Below are 15,284 nucleotides of genomic sequence, written 5' to 3'. Positions count from 1 at the left end.
GGCGCCCTGGCGCCTCACCGATCGACGACGAGGGGCGGAGCGCATGACCAACCCCTGGCTGGCACTTCCCGGGAGCGGTCGTCGGCGCCCGCTCGTCGAGGCCTCCTGGGAGCGCGCGCGGGGGCGCCGCCTCGATCCGGAGCGCCTGACCGCCCCGCTGACCTTCACGAGCTCCGATCTGCGCGAGTACCGGATGGGTCACCCGCTCGCCTCGGTCCTCCCGGTCATCCGGCGCCTCCTGGTGCGCGACGCCGACGAGGACAGCGGCGTGCTCGTCGCGGTCGGCGACGCGCTCGGCCGCCTGCTCTGGATCGACGGCGACCAGCGGCTCAAGGGTCTCGCCGAGGGCATGTCGTTCGTCGAGGGGGCGGCCTGGGCCGAGCCCGACGTCGGCACCTCCGCGCCCGGCACCGCGCTGGTGCTCGATCACGGCGTGCAGATCCACGGCGCCGAGCACTTCGCCTCCCTCGTCCATCCGTGGAGCTGCACCGCCGTCCCGATCCACGACCCCGAGACGCACGAGATCCTCGGAGTCATCGACATCACCGGGGGAGCGGAGGTCGTCGCGCCGCAGACGCTGCCCCTGATGGAGGCGACCGCGGCGGCCGTCGAGAGCGAGCTGCTCATCCAGAGGCTGCGCCGCCCGCCGAGCGCGCGCCGGCCCCGGCCCACCGCGGCGCGGGCGCCGAGCCTCCGCGTGCTCGGGCGCGAGACCGGGCTCGTCACCGCCGACTCCGTCGCGCTCGAGCTGAGCGCGCGCCACGCCGAGATCCTGACCCTGCTCGCCTGGCACCGCGCCGGGCTCTCGGCCGAGCAGCTCGCGCTGCAGCTGCACGGCCGGGAGGAGGCGGTCGTGACGGTCCGTGCCGAGATGGTGCGCCTGCGCAAGGTCCTCGAGCGGGCGCTGCCGCGCCTCGCGCCGCTGTCACGCCCCTACCGGCTGGGCAGCCCGGTCGACCTCGACGCGAGGCAGGTGCTCGGGCTGCTCGACCGCGGCTCGCACCGGCTCGCACTCGACGCCTACGCCGGCCCGCCGCTGCCCGGCTCCGAGGCGCCCGGGATCCGCGCGATCGCCGAGGAGCTGCGCGCCCGGGTGCGCGAGAGCGTCCTGACCAGCGCCGCCGTCGAGACGCTGCTCGCCTACGCGAACGGCCCCGACGGCAGCGAGGACGCCGAGGTCTGGATCGAGCTGCTGCACATCCTGCCCCGGCGATCGCCGCGACGACCCGGAGTGGTGGCCCACCTCGAGGCGCTCGAGCGCGGCTGAGCCCGCGCAACGCTCTGCAACCTCCCTCGACGTAGCGTCGGAGCGGGCGCATCATCCCGCGTCCGCCGACAACGACGTCGATGGAGGTCCACATGACGCTGTACGCCGATCCGGTCGCCGAGCAGGCACCGAAGGAACCGGAGTCCACGGTCTACGCCAACCCGGGCGCGGAGGGATCCGTCGCCTCCTACCGCTCGCGCTACGACCACTTCATCGGAGGCGAGCACGTCGCCCCCGCCAGTGGCCAGTACTTCGAGAACATCACCCCGATCACCGGCAAGCCGTTCTGCGAGATCGCGCGCGGCACGGCCGCCGACGTCGACCGCGCAGTCGAGGCCGGCTGGAAGGCGTTCGCGAGCTGGGGCAAAAGCAGCCCGGCCGAGCGATCGAACATGCTGCTGAAGATCGCCGACCGGATGGAGGCGAACCTCGAGCTCCTCGCGGTCGCCGAGACCTGGGAGAACGGCAAGCCGGTGCGCGAGACCCTCGCCGCCGACATCCCGCTCGCGATCGACCACTTCCGCTACTTCGCCGGAGCGATCCGCGCGCAGGAGGGAGGCGTCTCCGAGATCGACCACGACACCATCGCCTACCACTTCCACGAGCCGCTGGGCGTGGTCGGCCAGATCATCCCCTGGAACTTCCCGATCCTGATGGCGGTGTGGAAGCTCGCCCCCGCCCTCGCGGCCGGCAACTGCGTCGTGCTCAAGCCGGCCGAGCAGACGCCCGCGTCGATCCACGTGCTCCTCGATCTGATCGCCGATCTGATCCCGGCGGGCGTGCTCAACGTCGTGAACGGCTTCGGCATCGAGGCCGGTGCGCCCCTCGCGTCGCACCCGCGCATCCGCAAGATCGCCTTCACCGGAGAGACGACCACCGGCCGCCTGATCATGCAGTACGCGAGCGAGAACCTCATCCCGGTGACGCTGGAGCTCGGGGGTAAGAGCCCCAACGTCTTCTTCGCCGACGTGGCCGCCGAACGCGACTCCTTCTACGACAAGGCGCTCGAGGGCTTCTCGTTCTTCGCCCTCAACCAGGGCGAGGTCTGCACCTGCCCGTCCCGCGCGCTCGTGCAGAAGTCGATCTACGACGACTTCGTCGGCGACGGCCTCGAGAGGGTCCGCCGCATCAAGCAGGGCAACCCGCTCGACACGGCCACGATGATCGGCGCCCAGGCGTCGAACGATCAGCTCGAGAAGATCCTGTCCTACATGGACATCGGCAAGCAGGAGGGCGCGAAGCTGCTCATCGGTGGCGACCGGGCCGACCTCGGCGGCGAGCTCAGCGGCGGCTACTACGTCAATCCGACGGTCTTCGAGGGGCGCAACTCCATGCGCATCTTCCAGGAGGAGATCTTCGGACCCGTGCTCGCCCTGACATCCTTCGACGACTTCGACGACGCCATCGGTATCGCCAACGACACGCTCTACGGCCTCGGCGCCGGCGTCTGGAGCCGCAACGGCGCCCAGCTCTACCGCGCCGGCCGCGCCATCGAAGCGGGCCGCGTCTGGTCGAACACGTATCACCAGTACCCCGCGCACGCGGCCTTCGGCGGCTACAAGCAGTCGGGCATCGGACGCGAGAACCACAAGGTGATGCTCGACCACTACCAGCAGACGAAGAACCTGCTGGTGTCCTACGCGGAAGGGCCGATGGGCTTCTTCTGAGTTGGTCTGCAACGGCTCCTCGTTCCTCGTCGCCGTCGCCGCAGTCGGCTTCTCGAGGTGGTTGCGGTGGGAGGAGCGGGGAGCCTCCGCGCCTAGGCGGATTCGCTGGAACGCGAATCCGCCGTTCGGCGCTCCCACCTTGCGCGGTGCCTGCGGCACCTCGGCACCTCCCGGTCGGGGCGGAAGCATGCTGGTCGAGCCCGAAGCCCTGTAGGGGCGTGTCGAGCTCGAGCGATGACGGAGGAATCCGCGCTGGCGGCCACCCATGCTGGTCGAGTAGCCCCGCAGGGGCGTATCGAGACCCACCAGCGTCAGCAGTCGGGAATTCCGCACCCGGGCCGCCCGGACGCGATACGAACGAGAGAGGCGAGGCCATGACGAGCACGCGAGTCGATGTGACAGCGGACGCGGCGGACATGCTGCGCAGGATGGTGGCGCTGCACGGGCCGCTGATGTTCCACCAGTCGGGCGGATGCTGCGACGGCAGCTCGCCGATGTGCTTCCCGGTCGGGATGTTCCGCACCGGCGCCTCCGACGTGCTGCTCGAGACGCTGCGGATCGAGGGACTCGAGCCGATCGAGTTCTTCATGTCCCGCACGCAGTTCGAGTACTGGAAGCACACGCACCTGACCGTCGACGTGGTCGACGGCCGGGGCAGCGGCTTCAGCGTCGAGGCGCCGGAGGGCAAGCGCTTCCTGATCCGCAGCCGCCTCCTGACCGACGCCGAGCTCGTCGAGTACGGGCTGCTGCCGGCGGCGGCCGTCCAGGCCTGAGGACCCGCCGCGCCCCGGCTATCCGGCGGGAGCCGGGGCGGCCGGAGCAGGAGCCGGAGCAGGAGCCGGAGCAGGAGCCGGCGGCGTCCCCGTGCTGAGCTGGATCGCGATCTCGGAGCCCTTGTCGACCTTCGCGCCGGCCGCGGGAACGGTGGTGGACACCGTTCCGAGCGGCTGCGTCGCGTCGACCTGCGTGGTCGGCCCGACCGAGAAACCGGCGGCGACGAGTGCCTGAGCGGCGCTGTCGGGGCTGCGCCCGGTGACGTCGGGCACGGTGACCTGCGGAGCCGCGATCATCGACGGGTCGGCGGCCGAGAAGTCGGAGCCGCCGTAGCGCGCGTCGATCTCGGTCATCAGCGGCTTCCAGATCCGGTGCCGGGCGCTCGGTGCCCATCCGCTGTCGAAGTCGATCGTGTCGAGGTCCACGCGATCGCCGTCGGCCTGCGCCGAGATGCTGCCGACCCAGACGACGAGCGAGGTCGTGCTGGAGGCGCCGAGGGCCCAGGTGTCGGCCGAGTCGTCCGTCGTGCCGGTCTTGGTGATGTGCTCGATGCCGTCCTTCGGATCGGCGGGGGTGCCCGTGCCCTCGGCGGTGACCTTGAGCATCGCGTACTGCATGGCGTGCGCCACGTCGGTGGGGACCGACCGGGTGCACTCCGACTCCGCGGGCGGTATCGACGCACCGTCGGGCCCGATGATCGCCGAGATGGCGACGGGGGTGCAGGTCGTGCCGTCGTCGGCGATCCCGGCGTAGGCCACGGCCATGGTCAGCGGCGCGATCTCGTTCGTGCCGAGCACCGATGCGGCGCTCTGCACCAGGTCGTCGCCATCGGCGCGGTGGACGCCGAACGCCTCGGCCGTCTTCCTGATCTCGCAGAGGTCGAGCAGGTGCGACATCCCCGTGAACCCCGTGTTGAGCGAGTACACGGTCGAGTCGAGCGCCGTCCCGGTGTCGGCGTAGCCGCCGTCACCGGCGTTCTTGGGGTTGTAACCGGCGTAGTTCTGCGTGCCGTTGCAGCTGTCCGAGAATCCGGTCCAGTTCTGCCGCTTCGTGTCGAACCTCTCGAGCAGCGTGCGCCCGCTGTCCAGCCACTCGGCCAGGGTGAAGACCTTGTAGGCCGATCCGGTCTGGAACCCGTCGCCGCCGCCGAGGGAGGCGTCGACGTTGAGGTTGATCGCCGAGTACTCGGGGCCGCTGGCGATGACCTCCGGATCCTGGCTGTAGCGCTTGTTCTGCACCATTGTGAGCACCCTGCCGGTCCCGGCCTGCACGGCGACGGCGGTGGCTCCGACGTCGAACCGCGGATCGGAGGCGGGGACCTGCTCGTCCATGAGCTTCTGCGCGGTCTCCTGGAGCCCGAGGTCGATGGTCGTGTAGACCTTCAGCCCGCCCCGCTTGACGGCCGCGTAGCGCTCCTCGTCGGTGGCCCCGAGAGCCGGGTCGTTGCGCAGCACGTGCGAGACGTAGTCGCAGAAGTAGGCGGCGCTGCCGGCGGTCTGGCAGCCGGTGGAGGGCGGGGTGATGTCGGGCACGATCGGCTCGGCCGTCGCGGCGTCGTGCGTGGCGGCGTCGATCTTGCCGTACTCGAGCATCCGATCGAGGATGTAGTCGCGGCGCGCGGTCGTCAGGGCGTAGCCGGTGGCCGCCCCGTTCGCGGCGTCGTCGGGCCGGTCGAAGCGGAACTTCTCGGGGTTGTTGACGATGGCCAGCAGTGCCGCGGACTGGCTGACCGACAGATCGGCCGCGGTGGTGCCGAAGTAGTACTCGGCGGCGGCCTCGATGCCGTAGACCGTGCCGCCGAACAGGGCGATGTTGAGGTAGCCGAGGAGGATGTCGTCCTTCGACGACTCCTTCTCGAGGCCGATCGCGAGGCGCATCTCCTTGAGCTTGCGCTCGGGAGTCGTCGCCGTGGCCTCCTTGTAGGCCGCGTCGCGCTCGGCCTCGTCGGTGATCGACTCGGCCTTCTGCACGAGCACGTTCTTGACGTACTGCTGCGTGATGGAGGAGCCGCCCTGGGTGTCGCTGTTCAGGATGTACGTGCTCGCGATCGCCCGCAGCGTGCCCTGGAGGTCGATGCCGCCGTGGTCGTAGAACCGCGGATCCTCGCTCGCGACGAGGGCGTCCTTCACCGAGTCGGCGATCTGGTCGCCCGACACCTCGATCCGGTTCTGGTCGTAGAAGGAGGCGAGGAGCGTCGGGTCGTCGGGGTCGCCCGCGTAGACGTCGGTCTTCTGCATCAGCTCGCCGACCTCGAGGTAGCTCGGGAGGGACTCGAACGCCGAGATCGTGCCCGAGGTCGCCACCGTCGTGAGGGCGACGGCGGGGGCCACGACGACCGTGGCGAGCAGGCCCGCGATCACGCTGACGATCACGAATCCGAACAGCGCGCCGAGAGCTCCGTGGACGGTTCGACGGGGCTGGAAGACGGGGACGTTCGGTCGCTTCAGGGTGGATCCTCTCGCTGCATCAGCACCCTAGGCGAGGCCGCCGACATCCTCGTTCAGGCGCGCCAGGCTCCTCGGCCGAGTCGCCGCGGGCGCCCACCCGAGGGGCGCTGCCGCTACTCGAGGAGCGTGCCCTCGATGTCGGCGATGTCGCCCGTGTTGGCGGGGGCCTCGCCGGTGCTGACCTGCAGCGGCACGACCGCCCCGCGGAGCACGGTCTCTCCGGCGCTCGGAGTCGTCGAGGCGACGGCGCCCTGAGCGACGGCCGACGAGTCGACGGGCTCGGTGATGCCGACGGTGAAGCCCGCCGCGGTCAGCGTCGCGGAGGCCTCGGCGACGGTCTGACCCGTCACGTCGGGGACCTCGGTCGTCGTCGAGCTCCGCGGTGAGGAGGCGAGCATCGAGGTCGGCGGATCGGTGAAGTCGTCGCCGCCGTACTTCGCATCCAGCGCGGTCATGATCGGCTTGAAGATGGCGTGACGGGTCTGCGCGGCCTGGAGGGGTGTCCCCTCGGTGCCGGTCAGCCTGATGTTGCGGAGGTTGATCTTGGTGCCGTCGTCGAACCCGTTGATGCTGCCCACCCAGACCGCCAGGGCGGCCGACTTGCTGGCTCCCGCGGTCCAGACGTCGGCGGCGTCGTCGGTGGTCCCGGTCTTGCCGATGTGCTCGATGCCGTCCCTCGGGTCGGAGGCGTAGCCGGTGCCCGAGGTCATGACACGCTGCATCGCGTACTGCATGCCGTGCGCGACATCTGCGGTGACCGAGGGCGTGCAGGTCGAGGTGGGGGCGGCGACGGCCGCTCCGGAGGCGTCGGTGATCCGGTCGATCACGATCGCCGAGCAGGTGGTGCCGTCGTTGGCGATGCCGGCGTACGCCGTGGCGATGGTGAGCGGCGCGATCTCGTTCGTGCCGAGGACGGAGGCGGGGCCGCTCTGGAGCTCGCGTCCGTCGGCGCGGTGGACCCCGAAGGACTCCGCGGTGGTGCGGATGTCGCAGACGTCGAGCTCGTGGGCCATGCCCATGAATCCGGTGTTGATCGAGTTCGTGGTGGCCTGGAGCGCCGTCATCGAGCCCGCGTCCTCGGAGGAGGAGTCGTTCTTCGGGGTGAACCGGCTCCCGTTGTAGTACCCGTCGCCGTCGAGGTTGCACTTCTGCTGGTACGAGCCGAAGCCCGAGGTCGGAGACGCGAACGACTCGTTGATCGTGTGCCCGGACATGAGCCACCGCGCGAGGGTGAAGACCTTGTAGGTGGAGCCGGTCTGGACGCCGGACCCACCGCCCATGGCGAGGTCGACGTTGAGGTTGATGGCGGTGTAGCCGGGGTTCGCGGCGAGGAACTCCTCGTCCTGGCTGTAGTTCGTGTTCTGCACCATCGACAGCACCCGTCCCGTCCCGGGCTGCACCGTCGCGGCGGTCGCGCCGAGCTCGAAGCGCGAGTCGGTGGCGGGGATGTAGGCGCTGAGGGCCGACTGCGACGAGCCCTGGATGTCGAGGTCGAGCGTCGTCACGACGTCGAAGCCGCCCTGGCGGATCCGCTGGTAGCGCTCGTCGTCGGTCTCGCCGAAGACGGTGTCGTTGCGCAGCACGTTGAGCACGTAGTCGCAGAAGTAGGCGGCGTTCCCCGCGGTCGCGCAGCCCGTGGAGGGCTGGGTGATGGTCGGCGTGATCGGCTCGGCGACGGCGGCGTCGTACTGCTCCTGGCTGATCTTGGCGTACTTCAGCTCCTCCGAGAGGATGTAGTCGCGACGCTCCTTGGTCAGCGCGTAGCCGTTGGCTGCGCCGTTCGCCTCGTCGGCCGGGTCGTCGAAGCGGAACTTCTCGGGGTTGTTCACGATCGCGATGAGCGAGGCGGCCTGCGAGGTCGAGAGCTGGCTCGCGGGGATGCCGTAGTAGTAGTTGGCGGCCGCCTCGATGCCGTAGACGGTGCCTCCGAAGAGGGCGATGTTGAGGTAGCCGAGGAGGATGTCGTCCTTCGATGACTCCTTCTCGAGGCCGATCGCGAGGCGCATCTCCTTGAGCTTGCGCTCGGGGGTCGGATCGATCGCCTCCTTGTACGCCGCGTCGCGCTCTGCCTCGTCGGTGATCGACTCGGCCTTCTGCACGAGCACGTTCTTCACGTACTGCTGGGTGATCGAGGATCCGCCGCCCGAGTCGTTGCCGAGGAGGTACGTCTGGGACACGGCGCGGAGGGTGCCCTGCAGGTCGATGCCGCCGTGCTCGTAGAAGCGGGGGTCCTCGCCCGCGACCGCTGCGTCCTTCGCGGTCTGCGCGACGTCGTCCCAGCCGACCTCGACGCGGTTCTGGTCGTAGACGGAGGCGAGCAGCGTGGTGCCGTCGCCCGCGTAGATGTTGGTGCGCTGCATCAGCTGGCCGACGTCGAGGTAGCCGGGCAGGTTCTGGAAGAGCCCGATCGTGTTGCTCGTCGCGAGACCGGTGAGCGCGAGCGCCGGAGTGACCCCGACCGTGATCAGGACGCCCGCCACGACGCTCATCCCGATGAATCCCATGATCGCCCGCAGCGACATCCCGAGCGGCTCGGCGGAGCGGCGGGATGCGGTGGGAAGTGCCATGGAGCGGTCGTCCTTTCGGCACGGCGGAGCCGTGGCAGTGCAGAGGGGGAGGGGCGAGAGCCCCGCGTCGAACATGCGTCCCCTGAAAGATCGTACGTGACACCCCTGACACGGCCGCGTCCTCCCGCAGGACGACATGCCGATGGCGGGAGATGCACAGGTGCCCTCTCAGGCGGCCGTCGATCGCGCGTCGGCGGGGGCCGCCGCGGACCCTGGGGAAGCCCGTAACGAAGGCCCCTGCGGGGTCGATGCATCCGTATCGTGGAGCCTGCGTCCCTCGCGCAGGACGCGGCACAGCATTCCGCACCATGCGCCGGTCCCGGAGCCCCGGGACAGTCGGATCCGGCAGAAAGCACACCACCATGGCACGCATCTACGACGACGTGACGCAGCTCGTCGGCAACACCCCTCTCGTCCGCGTCAACCGCCTCGAGGGCGCGGAGAGCGCGACGGTTCTCGCCAAGCTCGAGTTCTACAATCCCGCGAACAGCGTGAAGGACCGCATCGGCGTCGCGATCGTCGACGCCGCCGAGGCGTCCGGCGAGCTCCCGCCCGGCGGCACGATCGTGGAGGGCACCAGCGGCAACACCGGCATCGCCCTGGCGCTCGTCGGCGCGGCCCGCGGCTACAAGGTCGTGCTGACGATGCCCGAGACCATGTCGATCGAGCGTCGCGTGCTGCTGCGCGCCTATGGAGCCGAGATCGTGCTGACGCCCGGTGGCGAGGGCATGCGCGGTGCGGTCGAGAAGGCGCAGGCGATCGTCGCCGAGACTCCCGGCGCGATCCTGGCCCGCCAGTTCGAGAACGCCGCCAACCCGGAGGTGCACCGCCGCACCACCGCCGAGGAGATCTGGAACGATACCGACGGCGAGGTCGACGTCTTCGTCGCCGGCATCGGCACGGGCGGCACCATCACCGGTGTCGGCCAGGTCCTCAAGGAGCGCAAGCCCGGCGTGCAGATCATCGGCGTCGAGCCGATCGACTCGCCGCTGCTCACCCAGGGCACCGCCGGCCCGCACAAGATCCAGGGGATCGGCGCCAACTTCGTCCCGGCGATCCTCGACCGCGAGATCTACGACGAGATCATCGACGCCACCCTCGCCGACTCCGTCCGGGTGGCACGCGACCTCGCGGCCCAGGAGGGGATCCTCGGAGGCATCTCCTCCGGCTCGATCATGTGGGCGGCTCTCGAGGTCGCGAAGCGCCCCGAGAACGCCGGCAAGACGATCGTCGCGATCGTCTGCGACTTCGGCGAGCGCTACATCTCGACCGTCCTCTACGAGGACCTCCGCAGCTGAGCGCGAAGCCCCGCCCCGGTCGGGACGCCGCGAGCCCGGCCGGGAGCCGTTCTCTCGGCGCGATCCGGCGCCTGCGCGAGGACGTGCGGACGGCCCGCGTGCGCGACCCCGCGGCCCGGAGCACCGCCGAGGTCGTCCTCGCGTACCCGGGGCTCCACGCCGTGTGGGTGCACCGCGTCGCCCACTCCTGGTGGCGGCGCGGGTTCCGCCTGCCCGCGCGTCTGCTCTCCCAGGCCGCCCGCGCCGCGACCGGCGTCGAGATCCACCCGGGCGCCGTGATCGGCCGCCGCCTCTTCATCGACCACGGCATGGGGGTGGTCATCGGCGAGACCGCGCGGATCGGCGACGACTGCATGCTCTACCACGGCGTGACGCTCGGCGGGAAGTCGGCGCGGCGCGAGCGCCGCCACCCGACGATCGGCGACCGGGTCGTCCTCGGGGCCGGTGCCGTGGTGCTCGGCCCGATCATCCTCGGCTCCGACGTCAGCGTCGGCGCCAATGCGGTCGTCGTGAAGGACGCGCCCGACGGCGCGGTGCTGGTCGGCATCCCCGCGCGCGACCTGCGGGCGATGGGCCGCGCCGACGACGCCCTCGCCGACTCCGGCTTCTTCGTCGACCCCGCGATCTACATCTAGGCACCCGCTCGACGCGCCGTGTCCGCGCGCCGCGACCCCGTCACTCCGGCCCGTCGGATCACCTCCGGCTCGTGAGACCGCGTTCGGCTCGCGGGATGCGCCGATTCCTGCGAGCCGAACGTGATTCCGCGAGCCGGAGGTCCGCCGGGAGTCCCGGGGCGGCCCCTACGACCCGTGCGCGATCGTCCGCGGCGCGCTCTTGATCATCGCGAACGCGTCGAGCGCGTGCGCCCGCGTCTCCTTCAGGTCGAGGATCGGCGCCGGGTAGTCCTCGCCGTCCGGAGTGAGGGTGTCGCCCAGGGTCCACGGCTCGTGGATCGCGGAGCCCTCCACCGAGGCGAGCTCCGCCACGTTCCCGCGGATGTAGCCGCCGTCCGGATCGAACTTCTTCGACTGCGTCACCGGATTGAAGACACGGAAGTACGGCGACGCGTCGGCCCCCGACCCCGCCACCCACTGCCAGTTGGCCGCGTTGCTCGCGGGGTCGGCATCGACGAGCGTGTCCCAGAACCAGCTCTCGCCCACGCGCCAGTCGACGAGCATGTTCTTGATCAGGAACGACGCCGTCACCATCCGCACGCGGTTGTGCATGTAGCCCGTGCGCCACAGCTCGCGCATCCCGGCGTCCACCAGCGGGTAGCCGGTGCGCCCCTGCTGCCACGCCTCGAGCTCGGCGCCGTGCGGCTCGCCCCACGGGAACGAGTCGAAGCGCGTGTCGAAGTTGGCGGTGGCCAGGTCGGGCCAGTGGAAGAGCAGGTGGTAGCAGAACTCGCGCCAGAGCACCTCGGAGGCGAAGCGCTCACCGCCCTCCCCGCGGTGCGTCCCGTCGCGGTGCGCCTCGTCGACCGCGTGCCAGACCTGGAACGGGCTGATCTCGCCCCAGCGCAGGTGCGCCGAGAGGTTCGAGGTCGCGTCCTGCGCCGGCTTGTCGCGGCCGTCGGCGTACTCGTCGAGCTGCTCGGCGATGAAGGCGCGGAGGCGCTTCGCCGCGGCCTTCTCGCCCGGCTCCCAGCGCTCCCGCAGGCCCTCGGCCCAGTCGGGGCGCGTCGGCAGCAGTTCCCAGCCGTCGAGGACGTCCGAGGCGACCTCGCCGGTGAAGCCGTCGATCGAGCGCGGGCGGGCGAGCGGAGCCCGGGGCGTGTCGCGGTTCCGGCAGGCCCGCGCGAAGGGCGTGTAGACGGAGTAGGGGCCGCCGCCTCCCGTCTGCACGGTCCACGGCTCGAAGAGCAGCGAGCCCTGGTGGCTCTCGGCCTCGACGCCGCGCGAGCGCAGGCCCTCCTTGACCGCGGTGTCGACAGCGCGCTCGGCGCCGCCGTAGCGGCGGTTCCAGTGCACGGCGCCGGCACCGATCTCCTCGGCGAGCTGCAGGACGACCGCCTCCGCGGGTCCGCGCCGCAGCAGGAGGGAGGCGCCGTGCTCCTCGAGATCGGCCGACAGCGCGACCAGGCTGCCGTGCAGCCACCAGCGCGCGGCGCCACCCAGCGGACGGATGCCCGGCGACTCGTCGTCGAGCACGTAGAGGACGGCGACCGGAGCGTCGCGGTCGACCGCCGCGCGCAGGGCGGGGTTGTCGGCGAGACGCAGGTCGTCGCGGAGCCAGACGAGGGTGGGGGAGGAGGAGCTCATGGTCCCTCCATGATCCGCGAGGCGGCGGCCGTCGCGAAGAGCTGGCAGCGAGTCGCGGTGGCGTGCTAGCAGCGCACCGCAGGCGCCTCAGGGGAAGGGCAGCGCCGCCTCCTGGCTCGTGAGGGTCCCGTAGCCCGCGACATCGGCCGTGATGCGCACCGCCGAGTAGTCGATCGCGAGCCCGCCGGGGATCGTGCTCGCGAAGAATCCGTTCGCGTCGGTGCTCGGTCGGTACAGCGCCACCCACTCCCCGGACTGCCTGTCGCGCCCCTCGATCGCGAAGCGCTGCTGCAGGGGCGTGCCGTCCGCGGCCTCCAGAGTCACGTTCACGTAGCCGCCGCCGCCGCCCGTCGAGGAGAAGGACACGGTGAGGACCGGAGCCGGGTTCGAGGCCGCTGCAGCGGGGGCGGTGACGGCGGCGAGGACCACCGGCGCGGTCCAGGCGCCGTGCACGACCGAGCGGCGCCGAACGGAGGCGGGTCGTGCGTCGTGAGGGCGGTCGGAGGTGGTCGTCACGGCATGTCCTGTCGGTCGGCGCGTCGGTCCGGCGTCAGGAGCGAGCACCGGCGGGGCCCACCGAGCTTCCCGAGACACGATCCCCGCACGCTAGAGCCGCTTGCGGACATGTCCTCAAGCGGTCTCGGAACGACCGATCGTCGCCGGATCCACCCTCGGAGGAGCGAGGCGCGTCAGGCCGAGTCGACACCGTCGCGGAGCTTGTCGCAGAGCGCGATCAGCTGAGCCAGCTCGTCGTCGTCGAGCGCCGACCCCACCTGGTCCGAGATGGTCTCCATGTGCGTCAGGGCGACCCGGCGGAACAGGTCGTAGCCCTCGTCCGTGATCGCGATGACCGTGCCGCGGGCATCGGTCGGGTCCTCGCTCTTGGTCACGAGACCGCGGCCGACGAGACGGTCGATCAGCCGACTCACGCTCGGCTGGGTCAGCAGCACGTGCCGGTTGAGATCGCGGAGGCGGGCGCGCCGTTCGGGCTGCCGGGTCAGGTTGAAGAGGACGTCGTATTCGTTGAGCGAGATCTCCTTCGAGGGGAACTCGGTGCTCAGCGTCCGCATCACGTGGACCTGGGCCCGGAAGAGCGACTCCCAGGCCGCCACGGCGCGTCTCGATGCCACGCGGCCTCCTCTGTCCTGCTCAGGATACGTCGTCGTGACGCTCAGGTGACGCACCCCGCGGAGCCGGACCGGACGTCCTCGCGCACAGGCGCCGGGAACGACAGAAGGCCGGCCGCTGAGGCGAGCGGCCGGCCTTCATTCCCTTGCACCAAGAGTGTCCTGCAATCACATTCGCGCTTCGCCGCCACAGCAAACGACTAACGCTCTTGAACTATATAACGGATCGATAACGCCGCAAGTGCCGATTTCCTGAGACGTCGCGGGACACCTCCGGGAGGGCTCCTCCGCCGCCGGAACCTGGGGGAGAAGCGAGCCGAGTACGCCTGCCGGTGCGGCGATCGAGCGCCTCCCTCGCTGATCGAGCAGCCCGCGCAGCGGGCGTATCGAGATCCGCCAGCGTCAGGAGTCCGGATCAGAAGCCCGATCTGCTGAAGCGGGTGGGTCTCTCAGGAGAAGTGACCTCTTGCGTGTGGTCCCTTCCTTGCTGATCGAGTAGCCCGCTTGCGGGCGTATCGAGATCCACCAGCGTCAGAAGTCCAGATCAGAAGCAAGAACTGCTGAAGCTGATGGGTCTCGATACGCCCCTGCGGGGCTGCGGGCTCGACCAGCATGCTGGGCGACGGGCGCCGACTTCTCCCTCCCCACTGAGAGGCGAAGCGGCATCGTCGCTCGACACGCCGCCTCCGGCGGCTGCTCGACGAGCATGCCGGCGGCCAGCAGACGAGAGGTGCCGGCGCAGCCGCACACCCCCGGGCGCGGGGCGGACGACCAGCTGCCACCCTCGAGGCGTCCGGTGGGAAACGCGTGCCAGCGTTTCCCACGAGCCGAACGCACCACGCTCTGCGAATCGCAACCACCCTGGGAGCCGACCGCGGCGGAGCGAGCGCTTCGCGCTCGCGCAGCAATCCGACTCAGAAGAGGTCGGGCGACGGCGTCGATGCGTAGCGGATGGCGACGTCGGCGTGGCGGTCGAAGCGGTAGCCGACGCCGCGGACGGTGCGGACGATGTCCTCGTAGCGGCCGAGCTTGGCGCGGAGGCGGCGGACGTGGACGTCGATGGTGCGCTCGTTGGGGGCGTCGTCGTCGGCGGCGCCCCAGAGGGAGGCGATCAGCTCGGCGCGCTCGATGGTGCGGCCCTCGCGGAGGACGAGGTACTGCAGCAGCTCGAACTCCTTGTAGGTGAGCGCGGTGGTCTCGTCGTCGAGGATGACGCGCTTGCGGGAGATGTCGATGACGACTCCTCCGGGGGCGCGGTCGAGGTCGGGCTCGGCGTCAGCGCGGCGGCGGGCGACCGCCGCCGGGTCCTGGAGGGCGAGGCGGACGACGTCGACGTCGCGACCGCCGGCGCCCTGCGGCGCGAGGGCGACGGAGGCGTAGGTCTCGGCGTCGGGGGCGAGCTGGGCGGTGACGCGCTTGAGCTCCTCGACGAGGCGGCCGAGGTCGACTCCGGCGGCGCGGGCCTTCGCCTCGTCGATGCCGACGTAGAGGGCGAAGCCGCGGGCCTCGGTGCCCTGCGGCACAGCGCGGAGGCGGGGCGGAGTGGGGACGCTCTCGGGAGCGGCCTGGAGGCGGGGGGTCTCGGCGGCGGGGGAGACGGTGCGAGCGTGGAGGAGGGTCATGACGAATCCTTGGGGGTGTTCGGATCCGGGACGGGTGTCCGGGGAGCGGATCCGGGTGTGCGCAGAAGCGCCGTCCGCGTGACGCGGCCGGCAGAGACGGATGCGAGCATCCGAGGGATCCACCGCGCCTGCGACGCCAGCCCGATCGGAGAGATCGGCCCGATCGGGAGGATCGGCGCGATCAGAGCGATCGGCGGGCGGAGGACGTACGGGGATCCGGCGAGGTCAGTGCCTCAAGCACACATTCGACAGCA

Annotated in this window: 11 protein-coding genes; 5 read left to right on the top strand and 6 right to left on the bottom strand. The window is 70.8% G+C overall.

Features of this window, described 5'->3' with window-relative positions; all coding sequences use genetic code 11:
• Positions 1 to 43 precede the first annotated feature (43 nt).
• The 3 genes from GRS92_RS06660 (at position 44) to GRS92_RS06650 (ending at position 3,707) form a co-directional block, all read left to right on the top strand.
• On the top strand, positions 44 to 1,267 hold the full coding sequence (locus GRS92_RS06660) for a GAF domain-containing protein (protein WP_235021851.1): 1,224 nt from the start codon (positions 44 to 46) through the stop codon (positions 1,265 to 1,267).
• A gap of 92 nt (positions 1,268 to 1,359) precedes the next feature.
• Entirely contained in the window at positions 1,360 to 2,934 is a 1,575-nt protein-coding gene (gene exaC / locus GRS92_RS06655) for an acetaldehyde dehydrogenase ExaC (protein ID WP_159854492.1), read from the top strand.
• A 374-nt stretch (positions 2,935 to 3,308) separates the two neighbouring features.
• Positions 3,309 to 3,707, top strand: coding sequence for a DUF779 domain-containing protein (locus tag GRS92_RS06650; protein ID WP_159854490.1), 399 nt, complete (start codon positions 3,309 to 3,311; stop codon positions 3,705 to 3,707).
• Positions 3,708 to 3,725: 18 nt separating this feature from the next.
• Here GRS92_RS06650 and GRS92_RS06645 read toward each other — a convergent pair whose 3' ends face one another.
• Both GRS92_RS06645 and GRS92_RS06640 read right to left on the bottom strand, forming a co-directional pair.
• Entirely contained in the window at positions 3,726 to 6,080 is a 2,355-nt protein-coding gene (locus tag GRS92_RS06645) for a penicillin-binding protein (protein ID WP_159854488.1), read from the bottom strand.
• A 188-nt stretch (positions 6,081 to 6,268) separates the two neighbouring features.
• Positions 6,269 to 8,722, bottom strand: a complete 2,454-nt coding sequence (locus GRS92_RS06640) for a penicillin-binding protein (RefSeq protein WP_159854486.1) — start codon at positions 8,720 to 8,722, stop codon at positions 6,269 to 6,271.
• 362 nt (positions 8,723 to 9,084) lie between these two features.
• Between GRS92_RS06640 and cysK the strand changes: the two genes are divergently transcribed.
• On the top strand, positions 9,085 to 10,020 hold the full coding sequence (cysK, locus tag GRS92_RS06635) for a cysteine synthase A (RefSeq protein ID WP_159854484.1): 936 nt from the start codon (positions 9,085 to 9,087) through the stop codon (positions 10,018 to 10,020).
• A 62-nt stretch (positions 10,021 to 10,082) separates the two neighbouring features.
• On the top strand, positions 10,083 to 10,655 hold the full coding sequence (epsC, locus tag GRS92_RS06630) for a serine O-acetyltransferase EpsC (protein ID WP_268817139.1): 573 nt from the start codon (positions 10,083 to 10,085) through the stop codon (positions 10,653 to 10,655).
• A 165-nt stretch (positions 10,656 to 10,820) separates the two neighbouring features.
• Here the strand turns inward: epsC and GRS92_RS06625 are convergent, their stop codons facing one another.
• The 4 genes from GRS92_RS06625 to GRS92_RS06610 all read right to left on the bottom strand — a co-directional run bounded on the left by GRS92_RS06625 (position 10,821) and on the right by GRS92_RS06610 (position 15,030).
• Positions 10,821 to 12,281, bottom strand: coding sequence for a cryptochrome/photolyase family protein (locus tag GRS92_RS06625; protein WP_159854482.1), 1,461 nt, complete (start codon positions 12,279 to 12,281; stop codon positions 10,821 to 10,823).
• 87 nt (positions 12,282 to 12,368) lie between these two features.
• Positions 12,369 to 12,797, bottom strand: coding sequence for a hypothetical protein (locus GRS92_RS06620; protein ID WP_159854480.1), 429 nt, complete (start codon positions 12,795 to 12,797; stop codon positions 12,369 to 12,371).
• 173 nt (positions 12,798 to 12,970) lie between these two features.
• On the bottom strand, positions 12,971 to 13,351 hold the full coding sequence (locus GRS92_RS06615) for a MarR family winged helix-turn-helix transcriptional regulator (protein ID WP_159854852.1): 381 nt from the start codon (positions 13,349 to 13,351) through the stop codon (positions 12,971 to 12,973).
• A 971-nt stretch (positions 13,352 to 14,322) separates the two neighbouring features.
• Entirely contained in the window at positions 14,323 to 15,030 is a 708-nt protein-coding gene (locus GRS92_RS06610) for a winged helix-turn-helix domain-containing protein (protein WP_159854478.1), read from the bottom strand.
• Positions 15,031 to 15,284: the final 254 nt, after the last annotated feature.

The sequence above is a fragment of the Rathayibacter sp. VKM Ac-2754 genome, assembly GCF_009807095.1.
Lineage (GTDB): Bacteria > Actinomycetota > Actinomycetes > Actinomycetales > Microbacteriaceae > Rathayibacter.
This window is presented reverse-complemented; position numbering and strand designations above follow the sequence as displayed.

Coding starts and splice junctions, on each gene's coding strand:
- GRS92_RS06660 (WP_235021851.1), top strand. CDS start 44: ATGACCAACCCCTGGCTGGCACTTCCCGGGAGCGGTCGTCGGCGCCCG.
- exaC (WP_159854492.1), top strand. CDS start 1,360: ATGACGCTGTACGCCGATCCGGTCGCCGAGCAGGCACCGAAGGAACCG.
- GRS92_RS06650 (WP_159854490.1), top strand. CDS start 3,309: ATGACGAGCACGCGAGTCGATGTGACAGCGGACGCGGCGGACATGCTG.
- GRS92_RS06640 (WP_159854486.1), bottom strand. CDS start 8,722: ATGGCACTTCCCACCGCATCCCGCCGCTCCGCCGAGCCGCTCGGGATG.
- cysK (WP_159854484.1), top strand. CDS start 9,085: ATGGCACGCATCTACGACGACGTGACGCAGCTCGTCGGCAACACCCCT.
- GRS92_RS06625 (WP_159854482.1), bottom strand. CDS start 12,281: ATGAGCTCCTCCTCCCCCACCCTCGTCTGGCTCCGCGACGACCTGCGT.
- GRS92_RS06615 (WP_159854852.1), bottom strand. CDS start 13,351: ATGCGGACGCTGAGCACCGAGTTCCCCTCGAAGGAGATCTCGCTCAAC.
- GRS92_RS06610 (WP_159854478.1), bottom strand. CDS start 15,030: ATGACCCTCCTCCACGCTCGCACCGTCTCCCCCGCCGCCGAGACCCCC.